This window comes from Delftia sp. 11MD (assembly GCF_050907895.1).
Classification (GTDB): Bacteria; Pseudomonadota; Gammaproteobacteria; order Burkholderiales; family Burkholderiaceae_C; genus Comamonas; species Comamonas tsuruhatensis.
The window spans coordinates 5,503,869-5,530,509 of record NZ_CP194333.1 but is presented as its reverse complement, the minus strand read 5'-3'; the positions used below and the strand labels follow the sequence as shown (position 1 = coordinate 5,530,509).

The 26,641-nt window shown below is 68.7% G+C and carries 23 protein-coding genes; 15 read left to right on the top strand and 8 right to left on the bottom strand.

Annotation, left to right across the window (positions count from 1 at the left end; genetic code table 11):
• The first annotated feature begins 136 nt into the window (after window positions 1-136).
• Together ACRSCF_RS25415 and ACRSCF_RS25410 are read left to right on the top strand one after the other, a co-directional pair.
• Window positions 137-1,237, top strand: coding sequence for a sensor histidine kinase (locus ACRSCF_RS25415; protein WP_052151641.1), 1,101 nt, complete (start codon window positions 137-139; stop codon window positions 1,235-1,237).
• Window positions 1,230-1,868 (top strand): response regulator transcription factor, encoded by a 639-nt coding sequence (locus ACRSCF_RS25410; protein ID WP_034364261.1) that lies wholly within the window; start codon window positions 1,230-1,232, stop codon window positions 1,866-1,868. The genes ACRSCF_RS25415 and ACRSCF_RS25410 overlap by 8 nt, the downstream gene beginning before the upstream one ends.
• A 49-nt stretch (window positions 1,869-1,917) precedes the next feature.
• Here the strand turns inward: ACRSCF_RS25410 and ACRSCF_RS25405 are convergent, their stop codons facing one another.
• From ACRSCF_RS25405 to ACRSCF_RS25385, 5 genes are all read right to left on the bottom strand, one after another.
• Complete coding sequence (locus ACRSCF_RS25405; protein ID WP_244387416.1) at window positions 1,918-3,591, bottom strand: MFS transporter; 1,674 nt, start codon at window positions 3,589-3,591, stop codon at window positions 1,918-1,920.
• A gap of 11 nt (window positions 3,592-3,602) precedes the next feature.
• Window positions 3,603-5,501: an amidohydrolase gene (locus tag ACRSCF_RS25400; protein WP_061288051.1), complete on the bottom strand. Its 1,899-nt coding sequence runs from the start codon at window positions 5,499-5,501 to the stop codon at window positions 3,603-3,605.
• 124 nt (window positions 5,502-5,625) lie between these two features.
• A complete protein-coding gene (locus ACRSCF_RS25395) occupies window positions 5,626-5,892 on the bottom strand; it encodes a XapX domain-containing protein (RefSeq protein WP_016447950.1) in 267 nt (88 codons plus the stop codon).
• Between the two features lie 39 nt (window positions 5,893-5,931).
• Window positions 5,932-6,630 (bottom strand): hydrolase, encoded by a 699-nt coding sequence (locus tag ACRSCF_RS25390; RefSeq protein WP_016447949.1) that lies wholly within the window; start codon window positions 6,628-6,630, stop codon window positions 5,932-5,934.
• A 108-nt stretch (window positions 6,631-6,738) separates the two neighbouring features.
• Window positions 6,739-7,443, bottom strand: a complete 705-nt coding sequence (locus ACRSCF_RS25385; RefSeq protein ID WP_016447948.1) for a pirin family protein — start codon at window positions 7,441-7,443, stop codon at window positions 6,739-6,741.
• A gap of 102 nt (window positions 7,444-7,545) precedes the next feature.
• On the opposite strand from ACRSCF_RS25385, the gene ACRSCF_RS25380 reads away from it, so the two are divergent.
• Window positions 7,546-8,469, top strand: coding sequence for a LysR family transcriptional regulator (locus ACRSCF_RS25380; RefSeq protein WP_034364263.1), 924 nt, complete (start codon window positions 7,546-7,548; stop codon window positions 8,467-8,469).
• A gap of 39 nt (window positions 8,470-8,508) precedes the next feature.
• On the opposite strand, the gene ACRSCF_RS25375 is transcribed toward ACRSCF_RS25380, so the two are convergent.
• On the bottom strand, window positions 8,509-9,030 hold the full coding sequence (locus ACRSCF_RS25375; protein WP_016447946.1) for a YqaA family protein: 522 nt from the start codon (window positions 9,028-9,030) through the stop codon (window positions 8,509-8,511).
• A 106-nt stretch (window positions 9,031-9,136) separates the two neighbouring features.
• On the opposite strand from ACRSCF_RS25375, the gene ACRSCF_RS25370 reads away from it, so the two are divergent.
• From ACRSCF_RS25370 to ACRSCF_RS25345, 6 genes are all read left to right on the top strand, one after another.
• Window positions 9,137-9,724 (top strand): hypothetical protein, encoded by a 588-nt coding sequence (locus ACRSCF_RS25370; protein WP_034364266.1) that lies wholly within the window; start codon window positions 9,137-9,139, stop codon window positions 9,722-9,724.
• 143 nt (window positions 9,725-9,867) lie between these two features.
• Window positions 9,868-10,938 carry a tRNA dihydrouridine synthase DusB gene (gene dusB / locus ACRSCF_RS25365; RefSeq protein WP_017406139.1) on the top strand — a complete coding sequence of 357 codons (1,071 nt, stop codon included), beginning with the start codon at window positions 9,868-9,870 and terminating at the stop codon, window positions 10,936-10,938.
• The gene (locus ACRSCF_RS25360) at window positions 10,935-11,168 is read left to right on the top strand and encodes a Fis family transcriptional regulator (protein ID WP_016447943.1); all 234 of its coding nucleotides are present in this window, start codon (window positions 10,935-10,937) and stop codon (window positions 11,166-11,168) included. Before dusB ends, ACRSCF_RS25360 begins: the two co-directional genes overlap by 4 nt.
• 44 nt (window positions 11,169-11,212) lie before the next feature.
• Complete coding sequence (gene purH / locus ACRSCF_RS25355; protein WP_034364268.1) at window positions 11,213-12,811, top strand: bifunctional phosphoribosylaminoimidazolecarboxamide formyltransferase/IMP cyclohydrolase; 1,599 nt, start codon at window positions 11,213-11,215, stop codon at window positions 12,809-12,811.
• Complete coding sequence (locus ACRSCF_RS25350; protein WP_017406137.1) at window positions 12,811-13,287, top strand: c-type cytochrome; 477 nt, start codon at window positions 12,811-12,813, stop codon at window positions 13,285-13,287. Before purH ends, ACRSCF_RS25350 begins: the two co-directional genes overlap by 1 nt.
• A gap of 2 nt (window positions 13,288-13,289) precedes the next feature.
• Window positions 13,290-13,889, top strand: coding sequence for a DNA-3-methyladenine glycosylase I (locus ACRSCF_RS25345; protein ID WP_034364270.1), 600 nt, complete (start codon window positions 13,290-13,292; stop codon window positions 13,887-13,889).
• A gap of 50 nt (window positions 13,890-13,939) precedes the next feature.
• Here the strand turns inward: ACRSCF_RS25345 and hemL are convergent, their stop codons facing one another.
• On the bottom strand, window positions 13,940-15,256 hold the full coding sequence (hemL, locus tag ACRSCF_RS25340) for a glutamate-1-semialdehyde 2,1-aminomutase (RefSeq protein ID WP_370690594.1): 1,317 nt from the start codon (window positions 15,254-15,256) through the stop codon (window positions 13,940-13,942).
• 74 nt (window positions 15,257-15,330) lie between these two features.
• A complete protein-coding gene (thiD, locus tag ACRSCF_RS25335; protein WP_016453190.1) occupies window positions 15,331-16,290 on the bottom strand; it encodes a bifunctional hydroxymethylpyrimidine kinase/phosphomethylpyrimidine kinase in 960 nt (319 codons plus the stop codon).
• A 115-nt stretch (window positions 16,291-16,405) separates the two neighbouring features.
• Between thiD and ACRSCF_RS25330 the strand changes: the two genes are divergently transcribed.
• The 6 genes from ACRSCF_RS25330 to ACRSCF_RS25305 are packed head-to-tail and all read left to right on the top strand — an operon-like array spanning window position 16,406 to window position 26,563.
• Window positions 16,406-16,558, top strand: coding sequence for a rubredoxin (locus ACRSCF_RS25330; RefSeq protein ID WP_017406135.1), 153 nt, complete (start codon window positions 16,406-16,408; stop codon window positions 16,556-16,558).
• A 47-nt stretch (window positions 16,559-16,605) separates the two neighbouring features.
• Window positions 16,606-17,004, top strand: coding sequence for a response regulator (locus tag ACRSCF_RS25325; RefSeq protein WP_016447937.1), 399 nt, complete (start codon window positions 16,606-16,608; stop codon window positions 17,002-17,004).
• Window positions 17,004-17,369, top strand: a complete 366-nt coding sequence (locus ACRSCF_RS25320) for a response regulator (RefSeq protein ID WP_016447936.1) — start codon at window positions 17,004-17,006, stop codon at window positions 17,367-17,369. The genes ACRSCF_RS25325 and ACRSCF_RS25320 overlap by 1 nt, the downstream gene beginning before the upstream one ends.
• A gap of 15 nt (window positions 17,370-17,384) precedes the next feature.
• Entirely contained in the window at window positions 17,385-17,912 is a 528-nt protein-coding gene (locus ACRSCF_RS25315; protein ID WP_016447935.1) for a chemotaxis protein CheW, read from the top strand.
• 18 nt (window positions 17,913-17,930) lie between these two features.
• A complete protein-coding gene (locus ACRSCF_RS25310) occupies window positions 17,931-20,183 on the top strand; it encodes a methyl-accepting chemotaxis protein (RefSeq protein ID WP_016447934.1) in 2,253 nt (750 codons plus the stop codon).
• A 50-nt stretch (window positions 20,184-20,233) separates the two neighbouring features.
• A complete protein-coding gene (locus ACRSCF_RS25305) occupies window positions 20,234-26,563 on the top strand; it encodes an Hpt domain-containing protein (RefSeq protein ID WP_244387411.1) in 6,330 nt (2,109 codons plus the stop codon).
• Window positions 26,564-26,641 lie beyond the last annotated feature (78 nt).

Sequence of the window (26,641 nt, the reverse complement as noted above, 5' to 3'; positions counted from 1 at the left end):
GGGGCGTCCCTTCCTCGGTGTCCCTTGTTTTGGGTCGCGCCAGTATCGTACGGTTCGGGTATAGCTTGCATTCAGGTGCAGCGGCTTCTTGAATGAGAATTGGCAGCTGACAGTCCATTCCTTTTCCCTGCACGCCATGACCACCGCTCTGCGCCGCTTTCCCCATTGGCCCCGGGCCCTGATCCTGGCGGCCATGGGCGTCGCCATGGCCGCGATCTTCGCGCTGGACACGCTGACCGACTACGCCGTGGCGGCCGCCGTGTTCCACACCGCCATCATCCTGGTGGCGGTGCGCTGGTTCAGCCCGCGCGTGGTCATCGGCCTCACGGCGCTGTGCATCGTGCTGACCCTGGCCAGCTTTGCGCTCACGCCTGCCGGTGCCTATCGCACCGGACTGATCAACATGGTGATCAGCATCCTGGCCATTGCCATCACGGCCTATCTGGGCCTGAAGATGGTGGCGGCCCAGAACGCGGCCCATGCGGCGCGCACCCAGCTGCTGCGCATCACCCAGACCACCAGCCTGGGGCAGTTGACGGCCTCCATCGCCCATGAGGTCAACCAGCCGCTGGCGGCCATCGTCACCAGCGGCAACGCCTGCCAGCGCTGGCTGGCCCAGGAGCCGCCCAACCTCGCCAAGGCCGGCCAGGCGCTGGAGCGCATCCTGGGCGATGCGCAGCGCGCCAGCGATGTCATCGCACGCATCCGCAGCATGGCACGCGGAGACGCACCCAGCCGGCAGTCCTTCGACCTCAACGAGGCCGTGCGCGAAATGGCCCGCCTGTCCGTCGCAGAGCTGGACCGGCGCGGCGTGGCCCTGGACCTGCAGCTGGCGACCGCGCTGCAGCCGGCCTGGGCCGACCGCGTGCAGATCCAGCAGGTGCTGGCCAACCTGCTGCTCAATGCCATGGACGCCATGCAGCACACACCGGCCGCGCAGCGGCGCATCGCCATCGCCACGCAGGCCCTGGGCCAGCAACTGGTGCTGACCGTGGCCGATGCGGGCGAAGGCCTGTCGCCGCTGGCCCGCACCCACCTGTTCGATGCCTTCTGGACCACCAAGCCCGACGGCATGGGCCTGGGCCTGAACATCTGCCGCCACATGGCCGAGGCCAACGGCGGCCGCATCTGGGCCACGGACCGCGAGGACGGGCGCGGGGGCACGGCTTTTCACGTCACCATCGCCTGCGCCCCGGCCACGGGCGACAGGCCTTCCACGGGATTGCGCCATGGCTGAACCCTCCACCGCCGAAGCCGAGGCACTGGTCTACATCGTCGATGACGACCCCTCGGTGCGCGCAGCCATCGAGGACCTGCTGGCCTCGGTGGGCCTGTGCGTGCGCGCCTTCGGCGCCACGCGCGAGTTTCTGGACCACTGGCAGCGGCAGCCGCCGCAGGGACCGGCCTGCCTGGTGCTGGACATCCGCATGCCTGGGCAAAGCGGCATGGACTTCCGGCGCCAGATGCTGGAGCTGGGCCTGAAGCTGCCCACCATCTTCATCACCGGCCATGGCGACATTCCCATGAGCGTGGAGGCCATGAAGACCGGCGCCATCGAGTTCCTGACCAAGCCCTTCCGCGACCAGGACCTGCTCGACGCCATCCAGCAGGGCATTGCCCTGGACCGCCAGCGCCGCGCGCTGGACGCCAGCGAACAGGCGCTGCGCGCCTGCTGGCAGTCGCTGTCGCCCGGCGAGCAGGAAGTGGTCGTGGGCGTGGTGCGCGGCCTGCTGAACAAGCAGATCGCGGCAGACCTGGGCGTGAGCGAAATCACGGTCAAGGTGCGCCGCAGCCAGGCCATGCGCAAGATGCAGGTGCGCACGCTGGCCGACCTGGTGCGTGCGCTGGAGCGGCTGGATATCCGCTGAGGTGTCCTGGCAGGCCGGGCGCAGGCCAGGGCAGGCCTGCCGCAACGCTTCAGTGGGCGTGGCCGTGCGCCGGTGCCTGCGCAGGCCCGCTGGCGGCACTGGCAGCACTGGCGGCACCCAGCGCCAGGAAGTGGTGGACCACGGGCCGCTCGGGGCCCATGTGAAAGCGCAGCGCCTGGGCCTGCAGATCGGCATCGGCCCTGGACACGCGCTGGTGCTGGCGCAGATGCTCGGCCCAGGACTCCACCAGGAACCACTCGATCACCCGGCCCGGCTCGCCCGTGTGCTCGGCAATGCCCCAGGCATAGGCGCCATCGCGCCGCCGCTCGCGCGCCACATGCTGCATGGCCTCGATGAAGGCTGGCAGGTCGTCGCGGCGCACCTGGTACTCCACCTGGATCATCACCGGGCCGCGGTCATGGGCCACGGGCTCGGCCAGCAGCGGCTCGGGCCAGTGGTTGGAGGCCTGCAGGTCCGCCTCCCCCGTGGGCAGCTTGATGCGGTGGAACACCAGCGAGATCGCCACCAGGCCCGCCGCGCCGATCAGCAGCGCCGTGGGAATGCCCACGCCCTGTGCAAACAGCCCCCAGGCCAGGCTGCCGCCCGCCATGGCGCCGTTGAACACCATCAGGTAGATGGCCAGCCCGCGGCCGCGCACCCAGTTGGGCAGCACCGCCTGGGCCACGCCGTTGAGCGTGGTCAGCGCAATGATCCAGCCCAGGCCCAGCACCAGCATCAGCAGCACGGCGGCCCATTGCGGCGGCGCCGTGGACAGCGCGGCCATCACGGCGGCGCTGAGCACGGAGGACAGGAGCACCAGGCCATCGGCATCCAGCCTTTTGCGCAGGCGCGGCAGCACCAGCGCGCCCAGGATGGCGCCTGCGCCCACGGCGCCCAGCATCACGCCGTAAAAGCCTGCCGAGCCGCCCAGCATGCGCCGCGCCACCAGCGGCAGCAGGGCCCAGACCGAGCTGGCGAACAGGAAGAACACGGCGGCGCGCAGCAGCACCACATGCAGCTCGCGGCTGGAGCGGGCATAGCGCAGGCCAGCGCGAAAGGCGCCGAAGAACTGCTCGTTCAGGGCCGATGCCTCGGCCTTGGGGCGCTTCCACCAGACCAGCGCGGCGATCACGAACACGTAGCTGACCACGTCCGCACCGTAGGCCGCCGCCGCGCCGAAGCTGGCCAGCAGCAGGCCGCCGGCCGCAGGGCCCAGGGCGCGTGCGATGTTGATGCCCAGCGAGTTCAGCGCCACCGCGTTCTTGAGGTCGCTGCGCGGCACCAGCTCGGGCACGATGGACTGCCAGGTCGGCCCCATCAGCGCCGCGCCTATGCCGCCCACGAAGGTCAGCGCCACCAGGTACTCCACGGTCAGCGTGTTGGTGCGTGCCAGCAGCAGCAGGCTGGCGCTGACGGCGGCCAGCAGGATCTGGATGCCGATCAGGAAGCGTCGGCGGTCCAGGATGTCCGACAGCACGCCTGCCGGAATCGCCAGCAGGAAGATGGGCAGCGTGGCCGCCGTCTGGATCAGGGCCACGGCGGCCGGGCTGGCCGACAGCTCGGTCACCATCCAGGAGCTGGCCACATCGCGCATGAAGCTGCCGATGTTGCCCAGCACCGTGGCGGCCCACAGCACGGCGAACACAGGCTGGCGCAGCGGCGCGAAGCTGCCGGAGGAACTGCCGGCAACAGCTGGGGCAGACGGCTTGGAATCGATGGACATGGCCTTGCTCCTCAGGCCATCCAGCAGGAGCAGCCCAGCGCGCCGAAGAAGCTTCGGGGGTCCGAGGTCGGCACGTTCGATGCCCAGGCGTCGGCATGGCTGTGGCCGTGCATGCCGCAGCTGGTGCCGCAGCCGCAGGCCGCGGCCAGGCTGCGGTAGCGCGCGGGGTTGAGCGAGTTCCTGCCAGCGCCCTCGGGCTCGCCCCAGGCGCCGTAGCCGCCAAAGCGCCGCACGGGCGACCAGTCGGGCATGGCCGGCGGCAGCGGGTTGTCGTCATGCTGCTGGAAGGGGCCTGCGCCATAGACCACGCGGCCGCCCACCACGGTGAGGTCGGATGTGAGGAAGGAGATCTCGTCCTCGGGCACGGCGAAATAGTCCTTGCTGGGCACGATCATGTCGGCCAGCTGGCCCACCTGGATGCGGCCGCGCAGGCCTTCCTCGTTGGAGAACCAGGCCACGTTCTCGGTCCACATGCGCAACGCGGTCTCGCGGTCCAGCAGGTTGCGCTGGGGGTACATCTGCAGGCCGCCCACGGTCTTGCCCGTCACCATCCACGACAGCGACACCCAGGGGTTGTAGGACGCCACGCGCGTGGCGTCCGTGCCGGCCGAGGTCTTCACGCCGCGCTCCAGGATCTTCTTGACGGGCGGCGTGGCCTCGGTGGCGCGTGCGCCGTAGCGTTCGGTGAAATACTCGCCCTGGTAGGCCATGCGGTGCTGCACGGCCACGCCGCCGCCCAGGGCCGCAATGCGGTCGATGGACTTGTCCGAAATGGTCTCGGCATGGTCGAAGAACCAGTTCAGGCCGTCGATGGGCGTGTCGCGGTGCACCTTCTCGAACACATCGAGCGCGCGCGAGATGGTCTCGTCATAGGTGGCATGCAGGCGCCACGGCCATTGGTTCTGCACCAGCACGCGCACCACTTCCTCCAGGTCGCCCTCCATGCTGGGGGGCATGTCGGGGCGCGGCTGGCGGAAGTCTTCGAAGTCGGCGGCCGAGTACACCAGCATCTCGCCCGCGCCGTTGTGGCGGAAATAGTCGTTGCCCTGCTTGTATTTCACGCTCTGCGTCCAGTTGAGGAAGTCGGCCTTCTCCTCCTTGGGCTTTTGCGTGAACAGGTTGTAGGCCAGGCGCACGGTGATCTGGTTGGCCTCGCTGAGCTTCTGGATCACCTCGTAGTCGTCGGGGTAGTTCTGAAAGCCCCCGCCCGCATCGATGACGCCGGTCACGCCCAGGCGGTTGAGTTCGCGCATGAAGTGGCGCGTGGAGTTGACCTGGTAGTCCAGCGGCAGCTTGGGACCCTTGGCCAGCGTGGCATAGAGGATGGTGGCGTTGGGCTTGGCCAGCAGCAGGCCCGTGGGGTTGCCGTTGGCATCGCGCGTGATCTCGCCGCCGGCGGGCTCGGGCGTGTCGCGGGTGTAGCCCACGGCGCGCAGGGCGGCCGCGTTGAGCAGGGCGCGGTCATACAGGTGCAGCAGGAACACCGGCGTGTCGGGCGCGATGGCGTTGATCTCCTCGATGGTGGGCAGGCGCTTTTCCACGAACTGGTGTTCGGTGAAACCGCCGACCACGCGCACCCACTGCGGCGCGGGCGTGTTGGCCACCTGGCGCTTGAGCATGTCCAGCGCGTCGGCCAGCGAGCGCACGCCGTCCCAGCGCAGCTCCAGGTTGAAGTTCAGGCCGCCACGGATCACGTGCGTGTGGTTGTCGAACAGGCCGGGCAGCACGCTGCGGCGCTGCAGATCGATGCGGCGCGTGCCGCTGCCGGCCAGGGCCAGCACCTCGGCGTCCGTGCCCACGGCGATGAACCGGCCGTCCTTCACGGCCACGGCGGTGGCCGTGGGCTGGGCCTTGTTCAGGGTGGTGAAGCGGCCGTTGTGGAAGACGACTTCGGGCGTGGAATCGGACATGGAGGCTCCTTGGCGAGCGTTGGTGGTGCAACCCAGCAGTCCACCCATGGCAAGGGTGGCTGCGGAGCCCAGGACTTTTCTGCGCGTGGTCATGGTGCAGTTTTCTTGAAGGTTTGGGGAGAGGTCAGCCGTGCTGCCGATCGGCATCGGTGCTCTTGCGACCGGGCAACTCGCCCAGCACATGCTCGGTGGCCTGCGTCTTGCTGCAGGCGCTGCGCAGGTCCATGCCCTGCAGCAGGTGCCGGCCCACGGGCACGATCTGCTCGCCGGCCAGGATGCCCAGCAGGCCGACCAGGGCTACCAGCGGCGGTGCGGGCGAGCGCACCTGCAGCAGGCTGTAGACCACGCCGACCAGCAGGCCGGCCCCAAGGGAAAGTGCATAGAGCTTCATGGCGAGACTCCTTTGGCGGGCCGGCGGCGGTGCTGGTGCTCAGGCCTTGGCGGGGTTCGGGCCCACGGTCTCGCCATGCTGCACGCGCTCGGCGGCCTTGTGCACCATGGTGTAGGCATAGTCCACGCCCATGCCGTAGGCGCCGGAATGCTCGCGCACGATGTCCATCACCGCGTCATAGGTCTCGCGGCGGGCCCAGTCGCGCTGCCATTCCAGCAGCACCTGCTGCCAGGTCACGGGCACCACGCCGGCCTGCACCATGCGGTCCATGGCGTAGTTGTGGGCGTCCAGCGACGTGCCGCCCGAGGCGTCGGCCACCATGTAGATCTCGTAGTCCGTGTCATGCAGGGCCGACAGGGCGAAGGTGGTGTTGCACACCTCGGTCCACAGGCCGGAGACCACGATCTTCTTGCGGCCCTGGGCGGCGTTGGCGGCCAGCGCATCCCGCACGTTCTGGTCGTCCCAGGAATTCATGGAGCTGCGCTCCAGCAGCCTGTGCTCGGGGAACACGGCCAGCAGTTCGGGATAGGTGTGGCCGGAGAAGCTGCCCGTCTCCACCGTGGTGATGGTGGCGGGAATGTCGAAGGCCTTGGCCGCCTTGGCCAGGCCCACCACATTGTTCTTGAGCACCTGGCGGTCGATGGACTGCACGCCGAAGGCCATCTGGGGCTGCTGGTCGATGAAGATGATCTGGCTGTTGGCGGGGGTCAGGACTTCGAGGTACTTGCGGTCGGTCATGGTGATCTCCTGTGAGGCAGTGGGTTGGGTGAAGGAAGGGACAGCGGAAATTCGGAAAGACAGTTGGGGCAGGTGGGCCCCGGCCGGAGCCGGGGCGGCAAGGGCGCTTCAGCGCGCCGTGTCGACGAGCACCAGCTCGGCGTCGGTCAGGGCCGTGACGCGCAGGGTCTCGACGTCGCTGATGGCGGCGCCGTCGCGCTCCTGGAGCGTCACGCCGTCGATCTGCACCGAGCCGCTGGCCGGCACCAGGTAGCCCAGGCGGTCGCGGCCGATGCGGTACTCCGTGCTCTCGCCGGCCTTGAGCGTGGCGCCCAGCACCCGGGCGGCGGTGCGGATGGGCAGGGCGTCCTCGTCACCGGGCAGGCCGCTTGCCAGGGCCACGAAGCTGCCCGAGCGCTCGCCCTTGGGGAAGGGCTTGGCACCCCAGGACGGGGGCTGCTGGCCGCGCTCGTCGGGCATGATCCAGATCTGGAAGATCCGCGTCGTGCCCTTTTCCTGGTTGTATTCCGAGTGGCGGATGCCGGTGCCCGCGCTCATTACCTGCACATCGCCCGCTTCGGTGCGGCCCTTGTTGCCCAGGCTGTCCTGGTGGGTGATGGCGCCTTCACGGACATAGGTGATGATTTCCATGTTGGCGTGGGCATGGGGCGGGAAGCCCGTGCCGGCGGCGATGGTGTCGTCGTTCCACACCCGCAGCGCGCCCCAGCCCATGCGGGCCGGATCGTGGTAGCCGGCGAAGGAAAAGTGGTGCTTGGCATCGAGCCAGCCGTGGTTGGCACCGCCAAGGGCTTGGAAGGGACGGCGTTCGATCATGGTGTTCTCCTGCTGCGTTGTGTGTTGCGATGGATGAACTTTATGTTTTGCCGACCAAGAAGAGAATAGAAAATATGCAAAGACATCTATTCCAAAACTTTCATGCCAAGACTTCCTGACCTCGAAGCCTGGGCCGTCTTCGCCAAGGTGGCCGAGACGGGCTCCTTCGCCAAGGCCGCCGCCGAGCTGGGCGTCTCCCAGCCCACCATCTCCAAGGCCATCACGAGGCTGGAGACGCGGCTCAGGACCAGCCTGTTGCACCGCACCTCGCGGCGCATGTCGCTGACGGCCGGCGGCCAGGCCTCTCTGGAGCGGGCCGCGCGTATCCTGGCCGAGGGCGAGGCCGTGGAGGCCGAGATCAGCGAGCAGTCCAAGAGCCTGCGCGGCCCCATCCGCATTGCGGCGCCCATGTCGTTCGGCATCTCGCACCTGGCGCCGGCCGTGCCCGCCTTCATGGCCGAGCACCCGGAAGTCACTCTGGACCTGCACTTTAGCGACGAGCTGATCGACGTCGTGGCCCAGGGCTTCGACATCGCGCTGCGCATCTCCTCGCTGCCCGACTCCAGCCTGCTGGCGCGGCGCCTGTGCACGGTGCGCCTGCTGCTGGTGGGATCACCCGAATACTTCGAGCGCCACGGCCGCCCCACCCATCCGCGCGAGCTGGCGCAGCACCGGGCGCTGCGCTATGTGCACAGCCGCCTGGGCGAGGCCTGGCGCTTCGTGCATGCGCGCCGCGGCGAGTTCGCCCAGGTCGTGCCCACGGCCATGCGCGTGAACAATGCCGAGGGCCTGGCGCCGGCCCTGCGCGCCGGGCTGGGCCTGGCCCTGCAACCCGAATTCCTGGCCTGGGAAGATTTGCAATCGGGTGCGCTGCAGACCTGCATGGACGACTGGCAGGTGCCCTCCATCGCCCTGCACATCGTCACGCCGCCCGGGCGCGCCCGGCCGGCGCGCGTGCAGGCGCTCATTGATTTCCTGGCTGCGCACTTCGCGCTGGCGCCCTGGGCGCGTGAGCCGCAGGCGTAGATCGCAAAAAGGGGAGAGCTTCGGTGGGGGGCTTCGGCCTCAGCTGGCCCAGGAGGCCGGCAGCAGCTGCAGCAGCACCACCGTCATCACCACATAGCGCAGGAACTTGCCGATGGCCATGTAGAACACGCAGGGCCAGAACGGCAGGCGCAGCCAGCCGGCCACGGCGCACAGCGGATCGCCCACCACGGGCAGCCAGCTCAGCAGGCAGGCCTTGGCGCCCAGGCGGCGCAGCCAGACGCGGGCGCGGCGCTCGTGGCGTGACAGATTGCGCGGCGGCTTGGCCCGTTCAGGCGGCAGCCCGGCCAGCCGCCGCTCGCGTGCCGCGCGCCAGGCCTTGTGCGCGCCCAGGCCCATCCACCAGCTGATGGCCCCGCCCAGCGTATTGCCGGCCGTGGCCACGAAAACCGTCTGCCAGAACAGGTCGGGATTGAGCTGGAGCAGGCCGACCACCGCAGGCTCCGAGCCCAGCGGCAGCAGCGTGGCCGAGATCAGGGCCACGATGAACACGGTGCTGAGGCCGAACTGCGGCAGCGCCAGCCAGCCCAGCAATTGATGCATCCAGACTTCCATAGGTGCTGCCAAGTGTAGGTCTGCGCTGGCTGACGCCTTGTCGGCCTGAAGCTATCGTGGGGTCTGGTCCGGAACCACAAGCACAGGGGGCGTCATGCAGACAGGGCGGATTGCAGGATGGGCGGGATGGGCGGCATTGGGAATGGCGGCAGCCGGCCTGGCCGGCTGCGCCGCGTTGCAGCCATCGCCAGGCAAGGACACCACCGTGGTGGCACAGGCCGCTGCCCAGGCGCCGCCGACCCAGGAGGCCGCACCGACCTCGGCCTGGGGCAAGGCGCTGCAGGCCAAGGGCTGCACCCTGCCGGACCCGGCCGTGGCCGACAGGCTGGAGCAGCTGCAGCGCGAGCTGGAGCCTCTGGGCCTGGAGCCGCGTCTGCAAGGCTGCGTGAGCCTGGCCGGTCCCGAGCCCCGCCCGGCCCTGGTGCTGGACGCCTGGGTGACCGACGGGCGCAAGGCCATGGCCGTGGTGCGCGGCCCGCTGGCCGACGGCGAGGCGCTGGACCTGGGGCTTGAGGCTGGGCAGCAGAAAGCCGGGCTGCAAAAGGTCGGCCTGCGTCCCATGCCCGACGACCAGGTCTCTCCTGACGTGCAATTCAACCGCCGCTGGTGGCAGGGCCGGCTCGGCGCCTACGGGCTGCAGGCCGTTCAGGGCCAGGTGCGCACCTTCGTTCCCACACCATGAAACCGCTGCGCTGTCTTGTTTTCGCCGCTTGGCCGCCTTGACGGCCCGGTTTTAGCCCTGCTGAAAATTTGGGCAGGTACAATCTTGGTCCTTTGTTGCCGCCCGTTTTGTGATCGGCGCGCGCGTTTTCTCCGGCTTTCCCGATGTCCTCCCTTCCCCTGTCCATAGGCCCCCATGCCCTGGCCAACCGCCTGTTCGTCGCCCCCATGGCGGGGGTGACGGATCGGCCGTTCCGCCAGCTGTGCAAGGCCCTGGGCGCGGGCTATGCGGTCAGCGAGATGGTGACTTCGCGCAAGGACCTGTGGAACAGCCTCAAGACCTCGCGCCGCGCCAACCATGAGGGCGAGCCCGGGCCCATCGCGGTGCAGATCGCGGGCACGGACGCCGAGATGATGGCCGAGGCCGCGCGCTACAACCTGGACCGTGGCGCCCAGATCATCGACATCAACATGGGCTGCCCGGCCAAGAAGGTCTGCAACAAATGGGCCGGCTCGGCCCTGATGCAGAACGAGGCCCTGGCCGTGGAGATTGCCCAGGCTGTGGTAGAGGCCTGCGCCCCGCACGGCGTGCCCGTCACGCTGAAGATGCGCACCGGCTGGTGCGACGCGCACAGGAACGCCGTGGTGCTGGCCCGCCGCTTCGAGGAGGTGGGCATACAGATGCTCACCGTGCACGGTCGCACGCGCGAGCAGGGTTACAAGGGCTTTGCCGAGTACGACACCATCGCTGCCGTCAAGGCGGCGGTGCGCGTGCCCGTGGTGGCCAATGGCGACATCACCGGCCCCGAGAAGGCGCGCGACGTGCTCGCCTACACGGGCGCCGATGCCGTGATGATCGGCCGCGCCGCCCAGGGCCGGCCGTGGATCTTCCGCGAGATCGCGCACTTCCTGGCCACGGGCGAGCACATGGCCCCGCCCCTGGTGGCCGAGCTGCGCCGGCTGCTGCTGGAGCATCTGCAGGACCACTACAGCCTGTACGGCGAAGGCACCGGCGTGCGCAGTGCGCGCAAGCACATCGCCTGGTACCTGCGCAGCCTGCCGGGCGGCGAGGCATTCAGACAACACATCAACACCATCGAGGACTGCGCGGTGCAATGGCAGGCCGTGGCCGACTATCTGGACGCCCTGGGCGCGCAGATGGACCGGATACCAGCCGCCATCGATGCCGGCGCCACAAGCGCCGAATTCGCAGAGCCCGCAGGAATGACAGTATGAGCAACCAGAACATCGAACAATGCGTGCGTGAAAGCCTGGAGGGGTACTTCCGCGATCTCGACGGCGAAAAGCCCAATGGCATGTACGACATGCTGATCCACCTGGTCGAAAAGCCGCTGCTGGAAGTGGTGATGAGCCAGGCCGACAACAACCAGTCCCGCGCCGCCGACTGGCTGGGCCTGAACCGCAACACGCTGCGCAAGAAGCTGCTTGAGCACGACATGCTCTGAGCGGCACGAATTCCCCTTTTTTCAAACTCCCTGCACCGACGCCCATGAACGCCCTGCTCTCCGTCTCTGACAAGACCGGTATTGTCGAATTCGCCCAAGGCCTGCACGCCCTGGGCATCAAGCTGCTGTCCACCGGCGGCACCGCCAAGCTGCTGGCCGAGGCCGGCCTGCCCGTGACAGAGGTGGCCGAAGTCACCCAGTTCCCCGAGATGCTGGACGGCCGCGTCAAGACCCTGCACCCCAAGGTCCACGGCGGCCTGCTGGCGCGCCGCGAGCTGCCCGCCCACATGGCGGCCCTCAAGGAGCACGGCATCGACACCATCGACCTGCTGGTGGTGAACCTCTACCCCTTCGAGGCCACCGTGGCCAAGGCCGGCTGCACGCTGGCCGACGCCATCGAGAACATCGACATCGGCGGCCCGGCCATGGTGCGCTCTGCCGCCAAGAACTGGGCCGACGTGGGCGTGATCACCGATGCCGGCCAGTACGAGGCCGTGCTGGCCGAACTCAAGGCCAATGGAAAGCTGTCCGACAAGCTGCGCTTTGCGCTGTCCGTGGCCGCCTTCAACCGCATTGCCCAGTACGACGGCGCCATCAGCGACTACCTGTCCAGCGTGAAGTTCGAGGACGACAAGCTCTCCGAAACCTACGTGCCAGAGCGCAGCGCCTTCCCCGGCCAGAGCAACGGCCACTTCACCAAGGTGCAGGACCTGCGCTACGGCGAAAACAGCCACCAGCAGGCCGCCCTGTACCGCGACCTGTATCCGGCCCCCGGCTCCCTGGTCACGGGCGAGCAGCTGCAGGGCAAGGAGCTGTCGTACAACAACATCGCCGACGCCGATGCCGCCTGGGAATGCGTCAAGAGCTTCGAGCAGCCTGCCTGCGTGATCGTCAAGCACGCCAACCCCTGCGGCGTGGCCTTGGGCAAGGACGCGCACGAAGCCTATGCCAAGGCCTTCCAGACCGACCCCACCAGCGCCTTCGGCGGCATCATCGCCTTCAACCGCACGGTGGACAAGGCGGCGGCCGAGGCCGTGGTCAAGCAATTCGTCGAGGTGCTGATGGCCCCCGACTTCACGGCCGAGGCGCTGGAAATCTTCAAGCCCAAGGTCAATGTGCGCCTCATGAAGATCGCCCTGCCGGCCGGCGGCGAGCGCGCCTGGGACCAGGGCCGCAACGCCGTGGACGCCAAGCGCGTCGGCTCGGGCCTGCTGCTGCAGACCGCCGACAACCATGAGCTGGCCCTGGCCGACCTCAAGGTCGTCACCGTCAAGCAGCCTACGCCCGAAGAACTGCAGGACCTGCTGTTCGCCTGGAAGGTCGCCAAGTACGTCAAGAGCAATGCCATCGTGTTCTGCAAGAACGGCATGACCATGGGCGTGGGCGCAGGCCAGATGAGCCGCCTGGACTCGGCGCGCATCGCCTCCATCAAGGCCGAGGCCGCCAAGCTGAGCCTGCAGGGCACGGTCGTGGCCAGCGATGCCTTCTTCCCCTTCCGCGACGGCCTGGACGTGGTCGTTGACGCAGGCGCCACCTGCGTGGCCCAGCCCGGCGGCTCCATGCGCGACCAGGAAGTCATTGACGCCGCCAACGAGCGCGGCGTGGCCATGGTCTTCACCGGCGTGCGCCACTTCCGCCACTGATGGCCGGCCAACTGCCTCCTGGCGCAGACGACGAGGGCGACGACGCCCCCCAGCGGCCCCGCTGGCTGGGCTGGGCGCTCGTGGTCTTCATGCTGCTGGTGGCGCTGGGTGTCTTCAACATCGGCTGGCGCATCATGCGCGGGCCGGCTGTCGGGGCCACCACGGCGGCGGCCGCAGCTGCCGTGACAGCCGACGCGCAGCTGGCCGCCGGCAAGGCCCTGGTGGAAGGCAATGACTGCCTGCGCTGTCACGGCCTGGTGCGCCACTACGTGGGCCCGTCCTTCCAGCAGATCGCCGGCCGCTACCGTGGCCGCGAAGATGCCGCCGACTACCTGGCGCGCAAGATCCGCGAGGGCGGGGCCGGCGAATGGGGCCGCGCCATCATGCCGCGCCACCCGCACATCGATACGGCGCAATCCCTGCAGATGGCGGCCTGGCTGCTGTCCCTCCCTTCTCCCGAACCCGGGAAATCCTGACCATGTCCCGCCTGTTCACCGCCCCTGACGGCCGGCCGCGCTGCCACTGGTGCGCGGCCACGGACGGCTACCTGGCCTACCACGACCGTGAATGGGGCTTTCCCGTCACCGACGACCGGCGCCTGTTCGAGAAGCTCAGCCTCGAAGGCTTCCAGTCCGGCCTGAGCTGGCTGACCATCCTCAACAAGCGCGAGAACTTCCGCGCGGCCTTTGCCGGCTTCGACTTCCACCAGGTCGCGCGCTTCACCGAGGACGACGTGCTGCGGCTGCTGGGCGATGCGGGCATCGTGCGGCATCGCGGCAAGATCGAGGCCGTGATCAACAACGCGCAGCGGGCGCTGGAGATGGTGGAGGCGCAAGGCTCGCTGTCGGCCTTCTTCTGGCGCCATGCGCCGGAGCCCGTGACCGGTGGCGGGCCCGTGTCCGAGACGGCCGAGTCCCGGGCGCTGTCCAAGGAGCTGAAGAAGCTCGGTTGGAAGTTCGTGGGGCCTACGACTGTCTACTCGTTCATGCAGGCCATGGGCCTGGTCAACGACCATGCGCAGGGCTGTGCCGTGCGCGATGAGGTCGAACAGGCGCGCCAGGCTTTTCTTCGGCCCTGACGTGAAAAGAGCCCGCAAGGGCGGGCTCGATCGGCAGGTACGGGCCAGCGTCAGAGCGTCTTGAACACTTCGCGCGCGGCTTCGATGGTCTTGTCGATGTCCTCGTCCGTGTGCGCGGCGCTCACGAAGCCGGCCTCGTACAGGGCGGGTGCGAAGTAGTGGCCGCGCTCCAGCATGCCGTGGAAGAAGCGGTTGAAGCGTGCGCCATCGGTCTTCATGACCTCGGTCCAGGTGCTGGGCAGCTCGGGCAGCAGGTAGAAGCCGAACAGGCCGCCCTGGTGGTCCACGCTGAAGGGCACGCCGGCGGCGTCGGCCTCGGCCTTGAAGCCGGCCATCAGGCGGCCGGTCTTCGCGTGCAGGGCGTCGTGGAAGCCCGGCTCGCTGATCAGCTCCAGCGTCTTGAGTCCGCAGGCCGTGGCAATGGGGTTGCCCGACAGGGTGCCTGCCTGGTAGACCGGGCCCAGGGGCGAGAGCTTTTCCATGATCTCGCGGCGCGCGCCGAAGGCCGCCATGGGCATGCCGCCGCCGATGACCTTGCCCAGCACGGTGATGTCGGGCGCAAAGCCTTCGATCTGCTGGGCGTACAGGCTCTGGGCGCTGCCCAGGGCCACGCGAAATCCGGTCATCACCTCGTCGTAGACCATCAGCGCGCCATGCTCGCGCGTGAGTTCGCGGATGCGGCGCGTGAAGGGCACGCTGGCGCGCACGAAGTTCATGTTGCCGGCAATGGGCTCCATGATCACGCAGGCGATCTGATCGCCGAACTGGGCGAAGGCCTCCTCGAGCTGGCCCACGTCGTTGTATTCCAGCACCACGGTGTCCTTGACCACGTCCTGCGGCACGCCGGCCGAGGAGGAGGCGCCGAACGTCGCCAGGCCCGAGCCGGCCTTGACCAGCAGGGCGTCGGCATGGCCGTGGTAGCAGCCGTTGAACTTGATGATCTTGTTGCGGCCCGTGAAGCCGCGCGCCAGGCGCAGCGCGCTCATGCCGGCCTCGGTGCCCGAGCTGACCATGCGCACCATGTCCATGGAGGGCATGAGCGAGAGGATCTTCTCGGCCAGCACGACCTCGCGCTCCGTGGGGGCGCCGAAGGAGAAGCCTTCCAGCGCGGCGGCCTGCACGGCGGCCATCACCTCGGGGTGGCCGTGGCCCAGGATCATCGGACCCCAGGAGCCGATGTAGTCGGTGAACTGCTGGGCGTTCTCGTCCCAGAAATGCGCGCCCTGGGCACGGCGCACGAAGCGCGGCGTGCCGCCCACGGCGTTGAAGGCGCGCACGGGTGAATTCACGCCGCCGGGGATCACGGCCTTGGCGCGTTCGAACAGGGGAATATTCAGGTCAGTGGTCATAGTGCAGGAGTCTGCCATGTGCGGGGGACAAGCCAGAGGTGCCAAGCCAAGGGCCTGTGCCGGCCGCGCAGCCGCTCAGGCGGTGGCCTGCCTCAATGCTTGGTGTCATGAGGGGGCATCACGAAGCCTTCGATGGCCTGGGTGTCGGGGTCCAGTTCGGCGAGGGGCTCGGCGGCGGCCTCGGCATCTTCATCCTCGGGCTCGGGCTGGGCCCAGAACATGCGGTCCGGGATGTAGTGGCCCATGCCGGGGCGAAAGCCGCTGTCCAGGCTGCGGTCCAGGTACTCCAGCGCCTCCTGCGTGGCCAGCCCCAGGTCGTTGCCGCTGGCCACCAGGGCCGTCAGCGCGGCCGACAGGGTGTCGCCCGAGCCGGTGAAGGTGGCGTCGAACATCTCGTACTTGCTGTTGCCCAGCACCGACTGCGCCGTGGCCAGCACGTTGTCCACGAACTGGTCGGGCAGGGGAATGCCGGTGACCAGCACGTAGGGCACTTCCAGGGCCTCGGCCGCCATGGCGATGTCGCGCGCCGTGGGGCTGCGGCTGTTGGTCCAGTCGGGCAGCAGCCAGCGCGACAGCGTACTGTGGCTTCCAACCAACACAGACGTTTGCGGAAGAACAAGTTCCTTGAGGGCGTCCATGTACTGGTCGAGCGGGTCTTCCTCCCACCACGACAGGTCGGGCATGTAACAGACGATGGGGATGTCGGGGTAGTCGGAGGCGATCTCGGCAATCGCTGCCAGGTTGCCCGGGCTGCCCACGAAACCGACCTTGATGGCGGACACGGGAATGTCCTCCAGCACGGCGCGCGCCTGCTCGGCCACGGCCTCGTCGTCAAAGGGAAAATGCTCGAAGATCTTGGCCGAATCGCGTGCGTAGGCACCCGTGACCACGGGCAACGGATGGCCGCCGACCGAGGCGATGGTGGCGATATCGGCCGACAGGCCGCCCGCCCCGCTGGGGTCGCTGGCGTTGAAGACCAGCACGCAGACGGGCGCGGTTTCGTCCATCGGCTCGGTGTCGGGACTGGGGGAGTTGGAGGGGTTCAATGCCATGGCTCAGCCCAGTGTGCGCCCCGCCAGCGAAGGCCGTGGCGGGTGGTTGTGACTAGATACAATCGTTGCATTCTATGTGAAGGCCCTTTAAGCTGTGACCGACCCCAAAACTTGGATGTGCTTGATCTGCGGGTGGATCTATGACGAGGCGCAAGGCTGCCCCGAGCATGGCATCGCACCCCAGACGCGTTGGGAAGACGTGCCCATGAACTGGACCTGTCCCGAGTGCGGAGCACGTAAAGAAGACTTTGAGATGGTCGAAATCTGAGCGCGGGACCACCCGCGCCGACTCATACATTTCCGGGAGGTTTCTCAGTGACGACATCGGGCGCACCCTTGCGCGTACTCGTGGTGGATGACAGCAATACCATCCGCCGCAGCGCAGAAATCTTCCTCAAGCAGGGCGGGCACGAAGTGCTCCTGGCCGACGACGGCTTCGACGCACTGTCCAAGGTCAACGACTACCAGCCCCAGCTGATCTTCTGCGACATCCTCATGCCCAAGCTGGACGGCTACCAGACCTGCGCCATCATCAAGCGCAACGCGCGCTTTGCTGACACGCCTGTGGTCATGCTCTCGTCCAAGGACGGCGTATTCGACAAGGCGCGCGGGCGCATGGTGGGCTGCCAGGACTACCTCACGAAACCCTTCACCAAAGACCAGCTGCTGCAGGCCGTGGAGCAGTTCGGCAAGCAAACCATAGGAGCACTTTGATGCCCATCCGCAAAGTCCTGGTCGTGGACGACTCCAAGACCGAACTGATGTTTCTGTCCGACATGCTGCAAAAGCAGGGCCTGCAGGTACGCACGGCCGAGAATGGCGAAGAGGCCATGCGCAGCCTGGCCGAAGACCGTCCCGACCTGATCCTGATGGACGTGGTCATGCCCGGCCAGAACGGCTTTCAACTGACGCGTGCCATCACGCGCGACCCGCTGTACGCCGACCTGCCCATCATCATGTGCACCAGCAAGAACCAGGAGACCGACCGGGTCTGGGGCATGCGCCAGGGTGCGCGGGACTACATCACCAAGCCTGTGGATGCAGACGAGCTGCAGGCCAAGATCGCGGCGCTGAACTGATCTGGTGCGCTGCCCATGGCGAACCGTGAAGCACTGCGCGATCTGCAGTCCCGTCTGGCTGGCCGCCTTCAGGCCGCACGCAGCGAAGGCGTCAAGGTGGCGGCCTGGCTGGCCGTCCAGGCCGGCGGGCGCAACTACCTGATGCCGCTGGGCCAGTCCGGCGAGATCTTTCCCTGGGCCGGCGTGCAGCCTGTGCCCTATACAAAGCCCTGGTTCCTGGGCATTGCCAACCTGCGCGGCACCCTGGCCGGCGTGATCGACCTGGCCAGCCTGCTGGGCCACGGCGTGACACGCAGCGAACCGGCGCTGGCCGAGTCCAGCCTGCTGGCGTTCAATGCCGCGCTGGAAGTGAATGCGGCCCTGCTCGTGGACCGCCTGCAGGGCCTGCGCAGCGCCGACGCATTCGTGCGCACCGAGCCTGCGCCCGAGCACTCTCCCGCCTTTTTCGGCCCCGTGCATATCGATGAAGCGGGCCACCGCTGGCAGGAGCTGCAACTGCAGCGCCTGTCCCAAACCTCCGAGTTTCTGAGCATTCGCGCCTGAGTTTCTGAAGGTCGTCCCATGTCATTCTTGCAACGTCTTGCAAATCGCTTCCAACGCAAGCCGGCCGACGCCGGCTCCGGTGCGGACAACAGCATGCTCGGAGACACCGTCTCCCAGGATATGTACGCACTCGATGCGTCACTGACCGTGCAGGGCGCCCCCGACGCCATGCCGGGCCGCGACGGCGGCGCAGCCGTTGACCACGACATGGTGGCCCTGCCGCTGCTGGGCCGCGCGCCTGCCGCGCGCCACCAGCGCACGCTGTCCACCTTGCTGGGTGTGTCGGTGCTGGCCCTGGTGCTGGCGGCGGCCTGGGCCCTGCGCCAGGCCGACGGCTCGGCGCAGCAGCTGGCCGCCACCGGCCAGGCGCTGATGCAGTCGCAGCGTCTGGCCAAGTCGGTCTCGCAGGCGCTGACGGGCGCGGCATCCTCCTTTGTGGACGTGCAGGACAGCTCCGGCGTGCTGGCGCGCAACGTGCGCGCCATTGCCTCGGGCGACGACTCCATGGGCGTGCGCCCGCTGGGCGGCGCCTATGCCGACGAACTGGCCCAGATCACGCCGCTGATGGAGCGCGCCGAGCAAAGCGCCAAGGTGGTGATGGACCAAAAGCAGATCCTGACCCAGGTCGGCGACGCGCTGCGCACCATCAACCGGCAGTCCTCGGACCTGCTGGAGATCGCCGAAACCATCTCCTCGCTGAAGCTGCAGCAGGGCGCCAGCCCGGCGGAAATCTCCGCTGCCGGCCAGCTCGTGATGCTGACCCAGCGTATCGGCAAGTCGGCCAACGAATTCCAGACCGCCGAAGGCGTGAGCCCCGAGGCCGTGTTCCTGCTGGGCAAGGACTTGAACTCGTTCAAGGAAATCTCCGAAAGCCTGCTGAGCGGCAGCAGCGAGCTGCGCCTGCCTCCCACGCGCGACGCCCAGACCCGCGAGCAGATCGAGGCGCTGATCAAGCTCTACGAAGAGACCCGCAGCGAGGCCAGTGCCATTTTGGGCAACCTGCAGGGCCTGGTGTCCGCCCGCGAAGCCCAGACCGCCATCAACGCCGACAGCGAACCGCTGCGCCGCCATCTGGAAGACCTGCAGAACAAGCTGCAAAGCGGCGCCGGCATCGGCTCGCTGCCCATGGGCCTGCTGGCGCTGGCCACCGTGCTGGTGCTGCTGTGCGGCGTGGGCCTGTCCCGCGTGCAGCTGCTCGACAGCCGTCTGCGCCAGGAAGCGGCCGAACGCCGCCAGGAAGAGTCCCGCGTGCAGGAGCATGAAGCCAAGCGCATCAACGATGCCAACCAGGCCGCGATTTTGCGCTTGATGAACGAACTGCAATCGGTGGCCGAAGGCGATCTGACGCAGGAAGCGACCGTGACCGAGGACATCACCGGCGCCATCGCCGACTCGGTGAACTACACGGTGGAAGAGCTGCGCGCCCTGGTGGGCAGCGTGCAGAACACGGCAACGCGCGTGGCACAGACCACGGCCGAGGTGGATGCCAACTCCACCGAACTGCTGGCCGCGTCGACCGAACAGCTGCGCGAGATCCGCGAAACCGGCCGCTCCGTGCTGGACATGGCAGGCCGCATCAACGAGGTCTCGACCCAGGCGCAGGAATCTGCCCAGGTGGCGCGCCAGTCGCTGGAAGCTGCGGACCTGGGCCTGAAGGCCGTGCAGAACGCCATCGGCGGCATGAACTCCATCCGCGACCAGATCCAGGAAACCTCCAAGCGCATCAAGCGGCTGGGCGAATCCTCGCAGGAGATCGGTGAAATCACCGAGCTGATTTCCGACATTACCGAGCAGACCAACGTGCTGGCGCTGAACGCCGCCATCCAGGCCGCATCGGCCGGTGAAGCCGGTCGCGGCTTCTCGGTGGTGGCCGAAGAAGTGCAGCGCCTGGCTGAGCGCTCGGCAGATGCGACGCGCCAGATCGCGGCGCTGGTGAAGGCGATTCAGACCGACACCCAGGATGCCGTGGCCGCCATGGAGCGTTCCACCCAGGGTGTGGTCGAGGGGGCGCGACTGTCCGACTCCGCAGGTACCGCGCTGACCGAGATCGATACCGTGTCGCGCCACCTGGCCGAGCTGATCGAGCTGATCTCCTCGTCCACCTCGCGCGAGGCCGTCCTGGCCAACGACGTGGCCGAGAACATCCAGCACATTTTCGCGGTGACGGAGCAGACGGGCGAAGGCACACGCACCACGGCGCAGCAGGTGCGCGAACTCTCGCACATGGCCGAGGAACTGCGCCAGTCGGTGGCGCGTTTCAAGATTGCCTGACCCGGTCCAACATAGCTATGCACAGGCCCTAGGGGCTTGGGGAACTGTCCATGTCAGTGGTTGACGAATCGCAAACGGGCGCGGCGCAGGCCGCGCACACCGAACAGGACCTGGGCCCGCTGGCCTGGGTGCTCGATGAGCTGCGCAAGTCGCTGGAAGGCGCGAGCAAGGCCGTGGCGCGTTTCGTGCGCGATGCCGATGCGGCGCGCGCCTCGGACCTTGAGGAGCTTGACACCTCGGCCCTGCGCATCGCCCGCCAGCAGCTGCACCAGGCCTGCGGCGCCCTCGAAATGGTGGGCCTGGGCTCTCCGGCCCTGGTGCTGCGCGGCATGGAAAGCGCCGTGCAGCGCTTCGTGCAGCGCCCCGAGCTGTGCACCGACCAGGCCGCCGCCACGCTGGAGCGCGCCAGCTTTGCCCTGATCGAATACCTGGAAACCGTGCTGGCCGGCAAGACCGTCTCGGCCGTGGCCCTGTTTCCCCAATACCGCGACACCCAGGCGCTGGCCGGCAACGACAAGGTGCATCCGGCCGACCTGTGGCCTGCCGAGCGCCGCGCGCGCGAGCCCGAATGGGCGCGCCAGGCCGAGCCGCTGGCCTACGGGCCCGATGCCCGGGCCCTGCTCGACGGCGTGGTGCTGCGCATGGTCAAGAGCGACGACCGCGAGGCCGCCGCCCAGATGCGTGACCTGTGCCTGCGCTTTGCCGTGGCCCAGACCGAGGATGTCACCGCACGCAGCTTCTGGAAGGTGGCCGCTGGCTTCTTCGACGCGCAGTCGCGCGGCCTGATCGTTGTCGACCTCTATGTGAAACGCATGGCCTCGCGCGTGCTGCTGCAGTACGCTGCCATGGCCAAGGGCGACCGCACGCCGCCTGCGCGCCTGCTGCAGGACCTGCTGTTCTTCTGCGCCCAGGCGCGCCCGGCCGAGCAGGCCGGCGCTGCCCTGCAGGCCGTGCGCCAGGCCTACGGCATGCAGGCCCAGCCGCAGGTGGACTACCAGCAGACCCGCTTTGGCCGCTACGACCCGGCCGTGCTGGTGCAGGCGCGCAAGCGCATCACCACGGCGGCGGAGACCTGGTCCGCCCTGGCAGGCGGCGACCGTGCGCGCACCAAGATCGTGGTGGACCAGTTCGCCCAGGTGGCCGAATCCCTGGTCAAGCTGCACCCGGCCAGCCATGGCCTGGCGCGCATGCTGATCAAGGTGGCCGAAACCGTGGCCCGCATCGGCGAGCCGCCGCCGGCGGAACTGGCCATGGAAGTGGCCACCTCCGTGCTCTATCTGCAGGCGGCCTTTGCCACCATGGACATGGGCGACGAGGAACTGGCCGAGCAATCCGCCAACCTGGTACAGCGCCTGGAGGAATCCCTGCAGGGCGCGCCCGCCCGGCCGCTGGAGCCGTGGATGGAGGAGCTGTACCGCCAGGCCAGCGACCACCAGACCATGGGCTCGGTCGTGGGCGAATTGCGTGCCACGCTGGCCGAGGCCGAGCGGCACCTGGACCAGTATTTCCGCAACCCCGCCGATGCCACCGTGCTGGCGCCGGTGTCTGGCCAGATGGCGCAGATGCGCGGCGTGCTGTCCGTGCTGGGCCTGGACCAGGCCACCCAGGCCATGCAGCGCATGCGCGAAACCGTGGAGCGGCTGGTATTGGGCGAGATCGCCGAGTCAGAACGTGCCCAGGTCTTCGACAAGCTGGGCAACAGCCTGGGCGCCATGGGTTTCCTGATCGACATGCTGAGCTACCAGCGCAGCATGGCGCGCAAGCTCTTTGTCTATGACGAGGCCGAAGGCGGCCTGCGCATCCTGATGGGCCGCCGTGGCCACCGCGCCGACGACGCGGGCAAGGCGCCCGAGCAGCTGCCGGCCCTGGACACCGCCGCCGTGCCGCCGCAGCGCGAAGCCGTTGCCGTGGCCCAGCCGCTGCCCGTGCCCCAGATCCAGCCCGCCGAGACTGCACACGACCTGCCTGCCGAACCCACTGCGGCAGCACCGTCGGTGCCGGCGCCGCCGCCACCCTCCGTGGACCTTGTGCCCGAGCCCCTGCCGCAGGCGACTGTCGCCGGGCAGCAAGCGCTGGCCGACGATGCCGAACTGGCGCAATTCGCCAAGGCGCTCGAGATACCCGCCGAAGCGGCTCAAGCAGCTGACGTGGCTGAAGCGGCCGAACCGGTGCCCGGCCCTGCTGCCGCTGCCGCCACGGCTCAGCCCGAACCCCTGCCTGAACCCGTTCCCCCGCTGGCCGGTCTGACCGTCTCGGAAGATGATTCCGACGACGAAATCCTGAGCATCTTCCTGGAAGAGGCCCGCGAGGTCGTGGACAACGGCCTGCAGGCGCTGCGCACCCTGGCCGATGAGCCCGGCAACCTCAGCGAGCAGACCACGCTGCGCCGCGCCTTCCATACGCTCAAGGGCAGCTCGCGCATGGTCGGCCTGGATGAATTCGGCGAAGCCGGCTGGGCCATGGAGCAAATGCTCAATGCCTGGCTGGCCGAGCAAAAGCCCATGCCCCAGCCCATGCAGGAGCTGGCCAGCGACGCGCTGCGCGCCTTTGGCGCCTGGGCGTCGGCCATCGAGCGCCAGCAGGCCGATGCCTGGCTGGCCACGCCCTTCCGCGCCGCAGCCGATGCCATGCGCCTGGAAGGCGTGCGCGCCGACGTGGCCCTGGTGCCGCGCGCCGACCGCCGCACGCAGGCCGAGCCTGCCGCGGTCGAGGCGCCGGTGGAGCCCTTCGCCGCAGTGGAGCAGCAGCTGCAGGCCGAGCAGCGGGAAGCCCCCGAGCCGGCCGTGCCCGCCGAGACCACCGGGACCGCCGGTGACCTGGACATTGCGCTGGACGTCGGTCTGCTGGACCTGGACCCCCAGCCTGCGGCGGCCGTGCCCGAACAGTCGCAGGGTTCAACGCAGCCGGAGACCGCCGAGGCACCCGCCGCGCTGGCCACCGACGCGGTGGAGGAGCTGGACTTCGCCGCCTTCGAGGCGGCCATGCGCGACAGCGAGCAGGAAGCCCTGGCCGTTGTCTCGGGCGACCAGCCCGCGCTGCCCGGCACAGAGACTGTGCCCGAGGCACATGCCGACGCGCTGCCCGAGCTGCAAGCAGAAGCTGTAGCCGAAGCCGAAGCCGAAGCCGAAGAGCAGGCTCCGCACGCCGCCGTGCCGCTGGCGCCTTTCGAGGGGCTGGATCTGGACCTGACTCCGGCAGCCGCACCTGCCGAGGCCATCGAAGCCGTAGAAGCTTCCGAGGCGGAAACCCCGCAGGAGCTGCATGCCGAATCCGTGGCCGATGAGGCGCCTGCGGTGGCTGAGGAGTCCGGCGCACAGGAGCCGTCCGGCGTCGATGCCGATGGCTTCAAGGTCGTGGACGGCCTGCGCATCAGCGCGCCGCTGTACAACGTCTATCTCAACGAGGCCGACGAATGGTCGCGCCGCCTGGACCTGTCGCTGCAGCAATGGGCGACCGAGCCCGGCGAGCCCGTGCCCGATGACGCCATCGCCTTCGCGCATTCGCTGGCCGGCAGCTCGGCCACCGTGGGCTTCAAGGCCTTGTCGGACCTGGCGCGCCTGCTGGAGCATGCGCTGGCCCATCTGCAGCCGCAGCGCTGCGGCACGCCTGAGCAGGTCGCCGCCTGCATTGCGGCTTCCGACGAGGTGCAGCGCCTGCTGCACCAGTTCGCGGCCGGCTTCCTCAAGACACCCCAGCCGGGCGTGGAAGAAGCCCTGCAGGCACTGCTGGCGCTGGATATCGAAGTCGCGGACGCTCCGGACAGCCGGCTCGATGCGCTGCTGCCGCAGCCTGGCACGGATGCCGTGCTCGACGCCGGCGCCCATGCGCAGGCCCAGGCACAGGACGTGGCGCCGCTGGCCTATTCCATGCGCCCCCTGGTCAACGACGCACGCCAGGAAGCCGAGCTGCAGCGCCGCATCGATGAGGCCATCGCCCATGCGGTGGCCGTGGGCAACGACCTGGACGACGACATCGACGCCCTGGACGAGGTGGACCCCGACCTATTCCCCATCTTCGAGGAAGAGGCCATCGAGCTGCTGCCCCGCCTGGGCGCTGCACTGCGTCGCTGGCATGGCCGGCCTTCCCTGGACGAGGCGCGCCACGAAACGCTGCGCGCCCTGCACACCCTCAAGGGCAGTGCCCGGCTGGCTGGCGCCATGCGCCTGGGCGAAATGGCCCACCGGCTGGAATCCGCCGTCGAGCGGGTCGACAGCGAATCTCCCACGGCCGAGCAGATCGAGCCCTTGCTGGGCAACTTCGACGCATTGCAGGCCGGCTTCGACGTGCTGCGCGTTGCGGGCGAACAGGTGCAGGATGGGCCGCTGGGCCTGGCCGATGGGCCGGACCAGGCCGAGCCTGCCGCCTCTGCGGTGTCTTCTGACGCCACGGCCTCCGACGCCTCGGGCGCTGGCGCATCCCCGGCGCCGGCCGACGCACAGCCGGCTCCTGTCACCGCGCCGCTGCGTGCGGGCGCCCACCAGACGGTGCGCGTGCGCGCCCAGTTGCTGGACCGCCTGATCAGCCAGGCCGGCGAGGTGCTGATTGCGCGCTCGCGTGTCGATGCGCGCCTGGCCCAGGCCCGTGGCTCGCTGGACGAGCTGGCCGGCAACCTGGAGCGCCTGCGCATGCAACTGCGCGACATCGAGGTCCAGGCCGAGAGCCAGATGCAGTCGCGCCTGGCCCTGTCCAAGGACTCGGCGGCCGGCTTCGACCCGCTGGAGTTCGACCGCTTCACGCGGGTGCAGGAACTCACGCGCATGATGGCCGAGTCGGTCAACGACGTGGCCACCGTGCAGCGCAACCTGCAGCGCGACATGGCGGGCGCCGAGGACGACCTGGTCGCCCAGGGCCGCCAGGCGCGCGAGCTGCAGCGCGACCTGCTGCGCACGCGCATGGTGGAGTTCGACTCCCTGGCCGAGCGCCTGTATGCCGTGGTCCGCCAGACCTCAAAGGAAATGGGCAAGCAGGTGCGGCTGAACATCCTCGGCGGCACCATTGAAATGGACCGGGGCATGCTGGACCGCATGATGCCGGCCTTCGAGCACCTGCTGCGCAACTGCGTGGCCCACGGCATCGAGCCGCCCGAGCAGCGCACCGCTGCCGGCAAGCCGGCCATGGGCACCATCGAAATCATCCTGAGCCAGGAGCGCAACGACGTGGCGCTGTCGGTGGAGGACGATGGCGCCGGCCTGAACCTGCAGCGCATCCGCGACAAGGCCGTGGCCCAGGGCCTGTGGCCCGAGGACCAGACGCTGACCGAGCAGGACGCCGGCCGCCTGATCTTCGAGCCCGGCTTCACCACCGCCACCGAGGTGACCGGCGTGGCCGGCCGGGGCATCGGCATGGACGTGGTGCGCTCCGAGGTCAACGCGCTGGGCGGCCGCATCGAGACCCACAGCGAAGCGGGCCGGGGCAGTGCCTTCCGCCTCGTGCTGCCGCTGACCACGGCCGTCACCCAGGTGGTCATGCTGCGCGCGGGCCGGCTGCTGGTCGGCGTGCCGGCCAGCCTGGTGGAAATCGTGCGCCGTGCGCCCTTGGATCTGCTGCAGCAGGCCTATGCCAGCCACGGCTTTGAAGATGGCGGCGAGACCCTGCCTTTCTACTGGGCGGGCGCGCTGTGGCAGTCCTCCCTGCGCAGCGAGGAAACCGTGGGCCGCACCCGGCCCGTGGTCATCCTGCGCAGCGCGTCGCAGCGCATTGCGCTGCACGTGGACGAAGTGCTGGGCAACCAGGAAGTGGTGATCAAGAACCTCGGCCCCCAGCTGGCCCGCCTGCCCGGCCTGACCGGCATGTCGGTGCTGGCCTCGGGCGCCGTGGTCCAGATCTACAACCCTGTGGCGCTGGCCAACGTCTATGGCGACGAGGTGCGCGCCCGGACCGAAGAGGCCGAGCGTGCCGCCGGCCAGGGCGACGGCGAAGCCGTGCCGGCCAGCGCGGGACCGGTCTCGGTGCCGCTGGTGCTGGTGGTGGACGACTCCATCACCGTGCGCCGCGTCACCCAGCGCCTGCTGCAGCGCGAAGGCTACCGCGTGGCCCTGGCGGCCGACGGCCTGCAGGCCATGGAACGCCTGGCCGAGGAGCGCCCGACCCTGGTGCTGTCCGACATCGAGATGCCGCGCATGGACGGCTTCGACCTGCTGCGCAACATCCGCGCCGACGAGGCCCTGCGCGACCTGCCCGTGGTCATGATCACCTCGCGCATCGCCCAGAAGCACCGCGAGATGGCGCGCCAGCTGGGCGCCAACCACTACCTGGGCAAGCCCTACTCGGACGAGGAGCTGCTGGGCCTGATCCAGCACTATTCCCTGCAAGGGAACAGCACCCAGCCTGCGCCGCTGTCACTGCAGACGGAGACGCAGGTGCTGGGCGAAGAGGCCTGAGCCTCGGCGGCCAGCCCTCGCCCCGCAAAAAAGGAGCAGCCAGCGCTGCTCCTTTTTTCTTGGCTCCGGTGTCTTTGC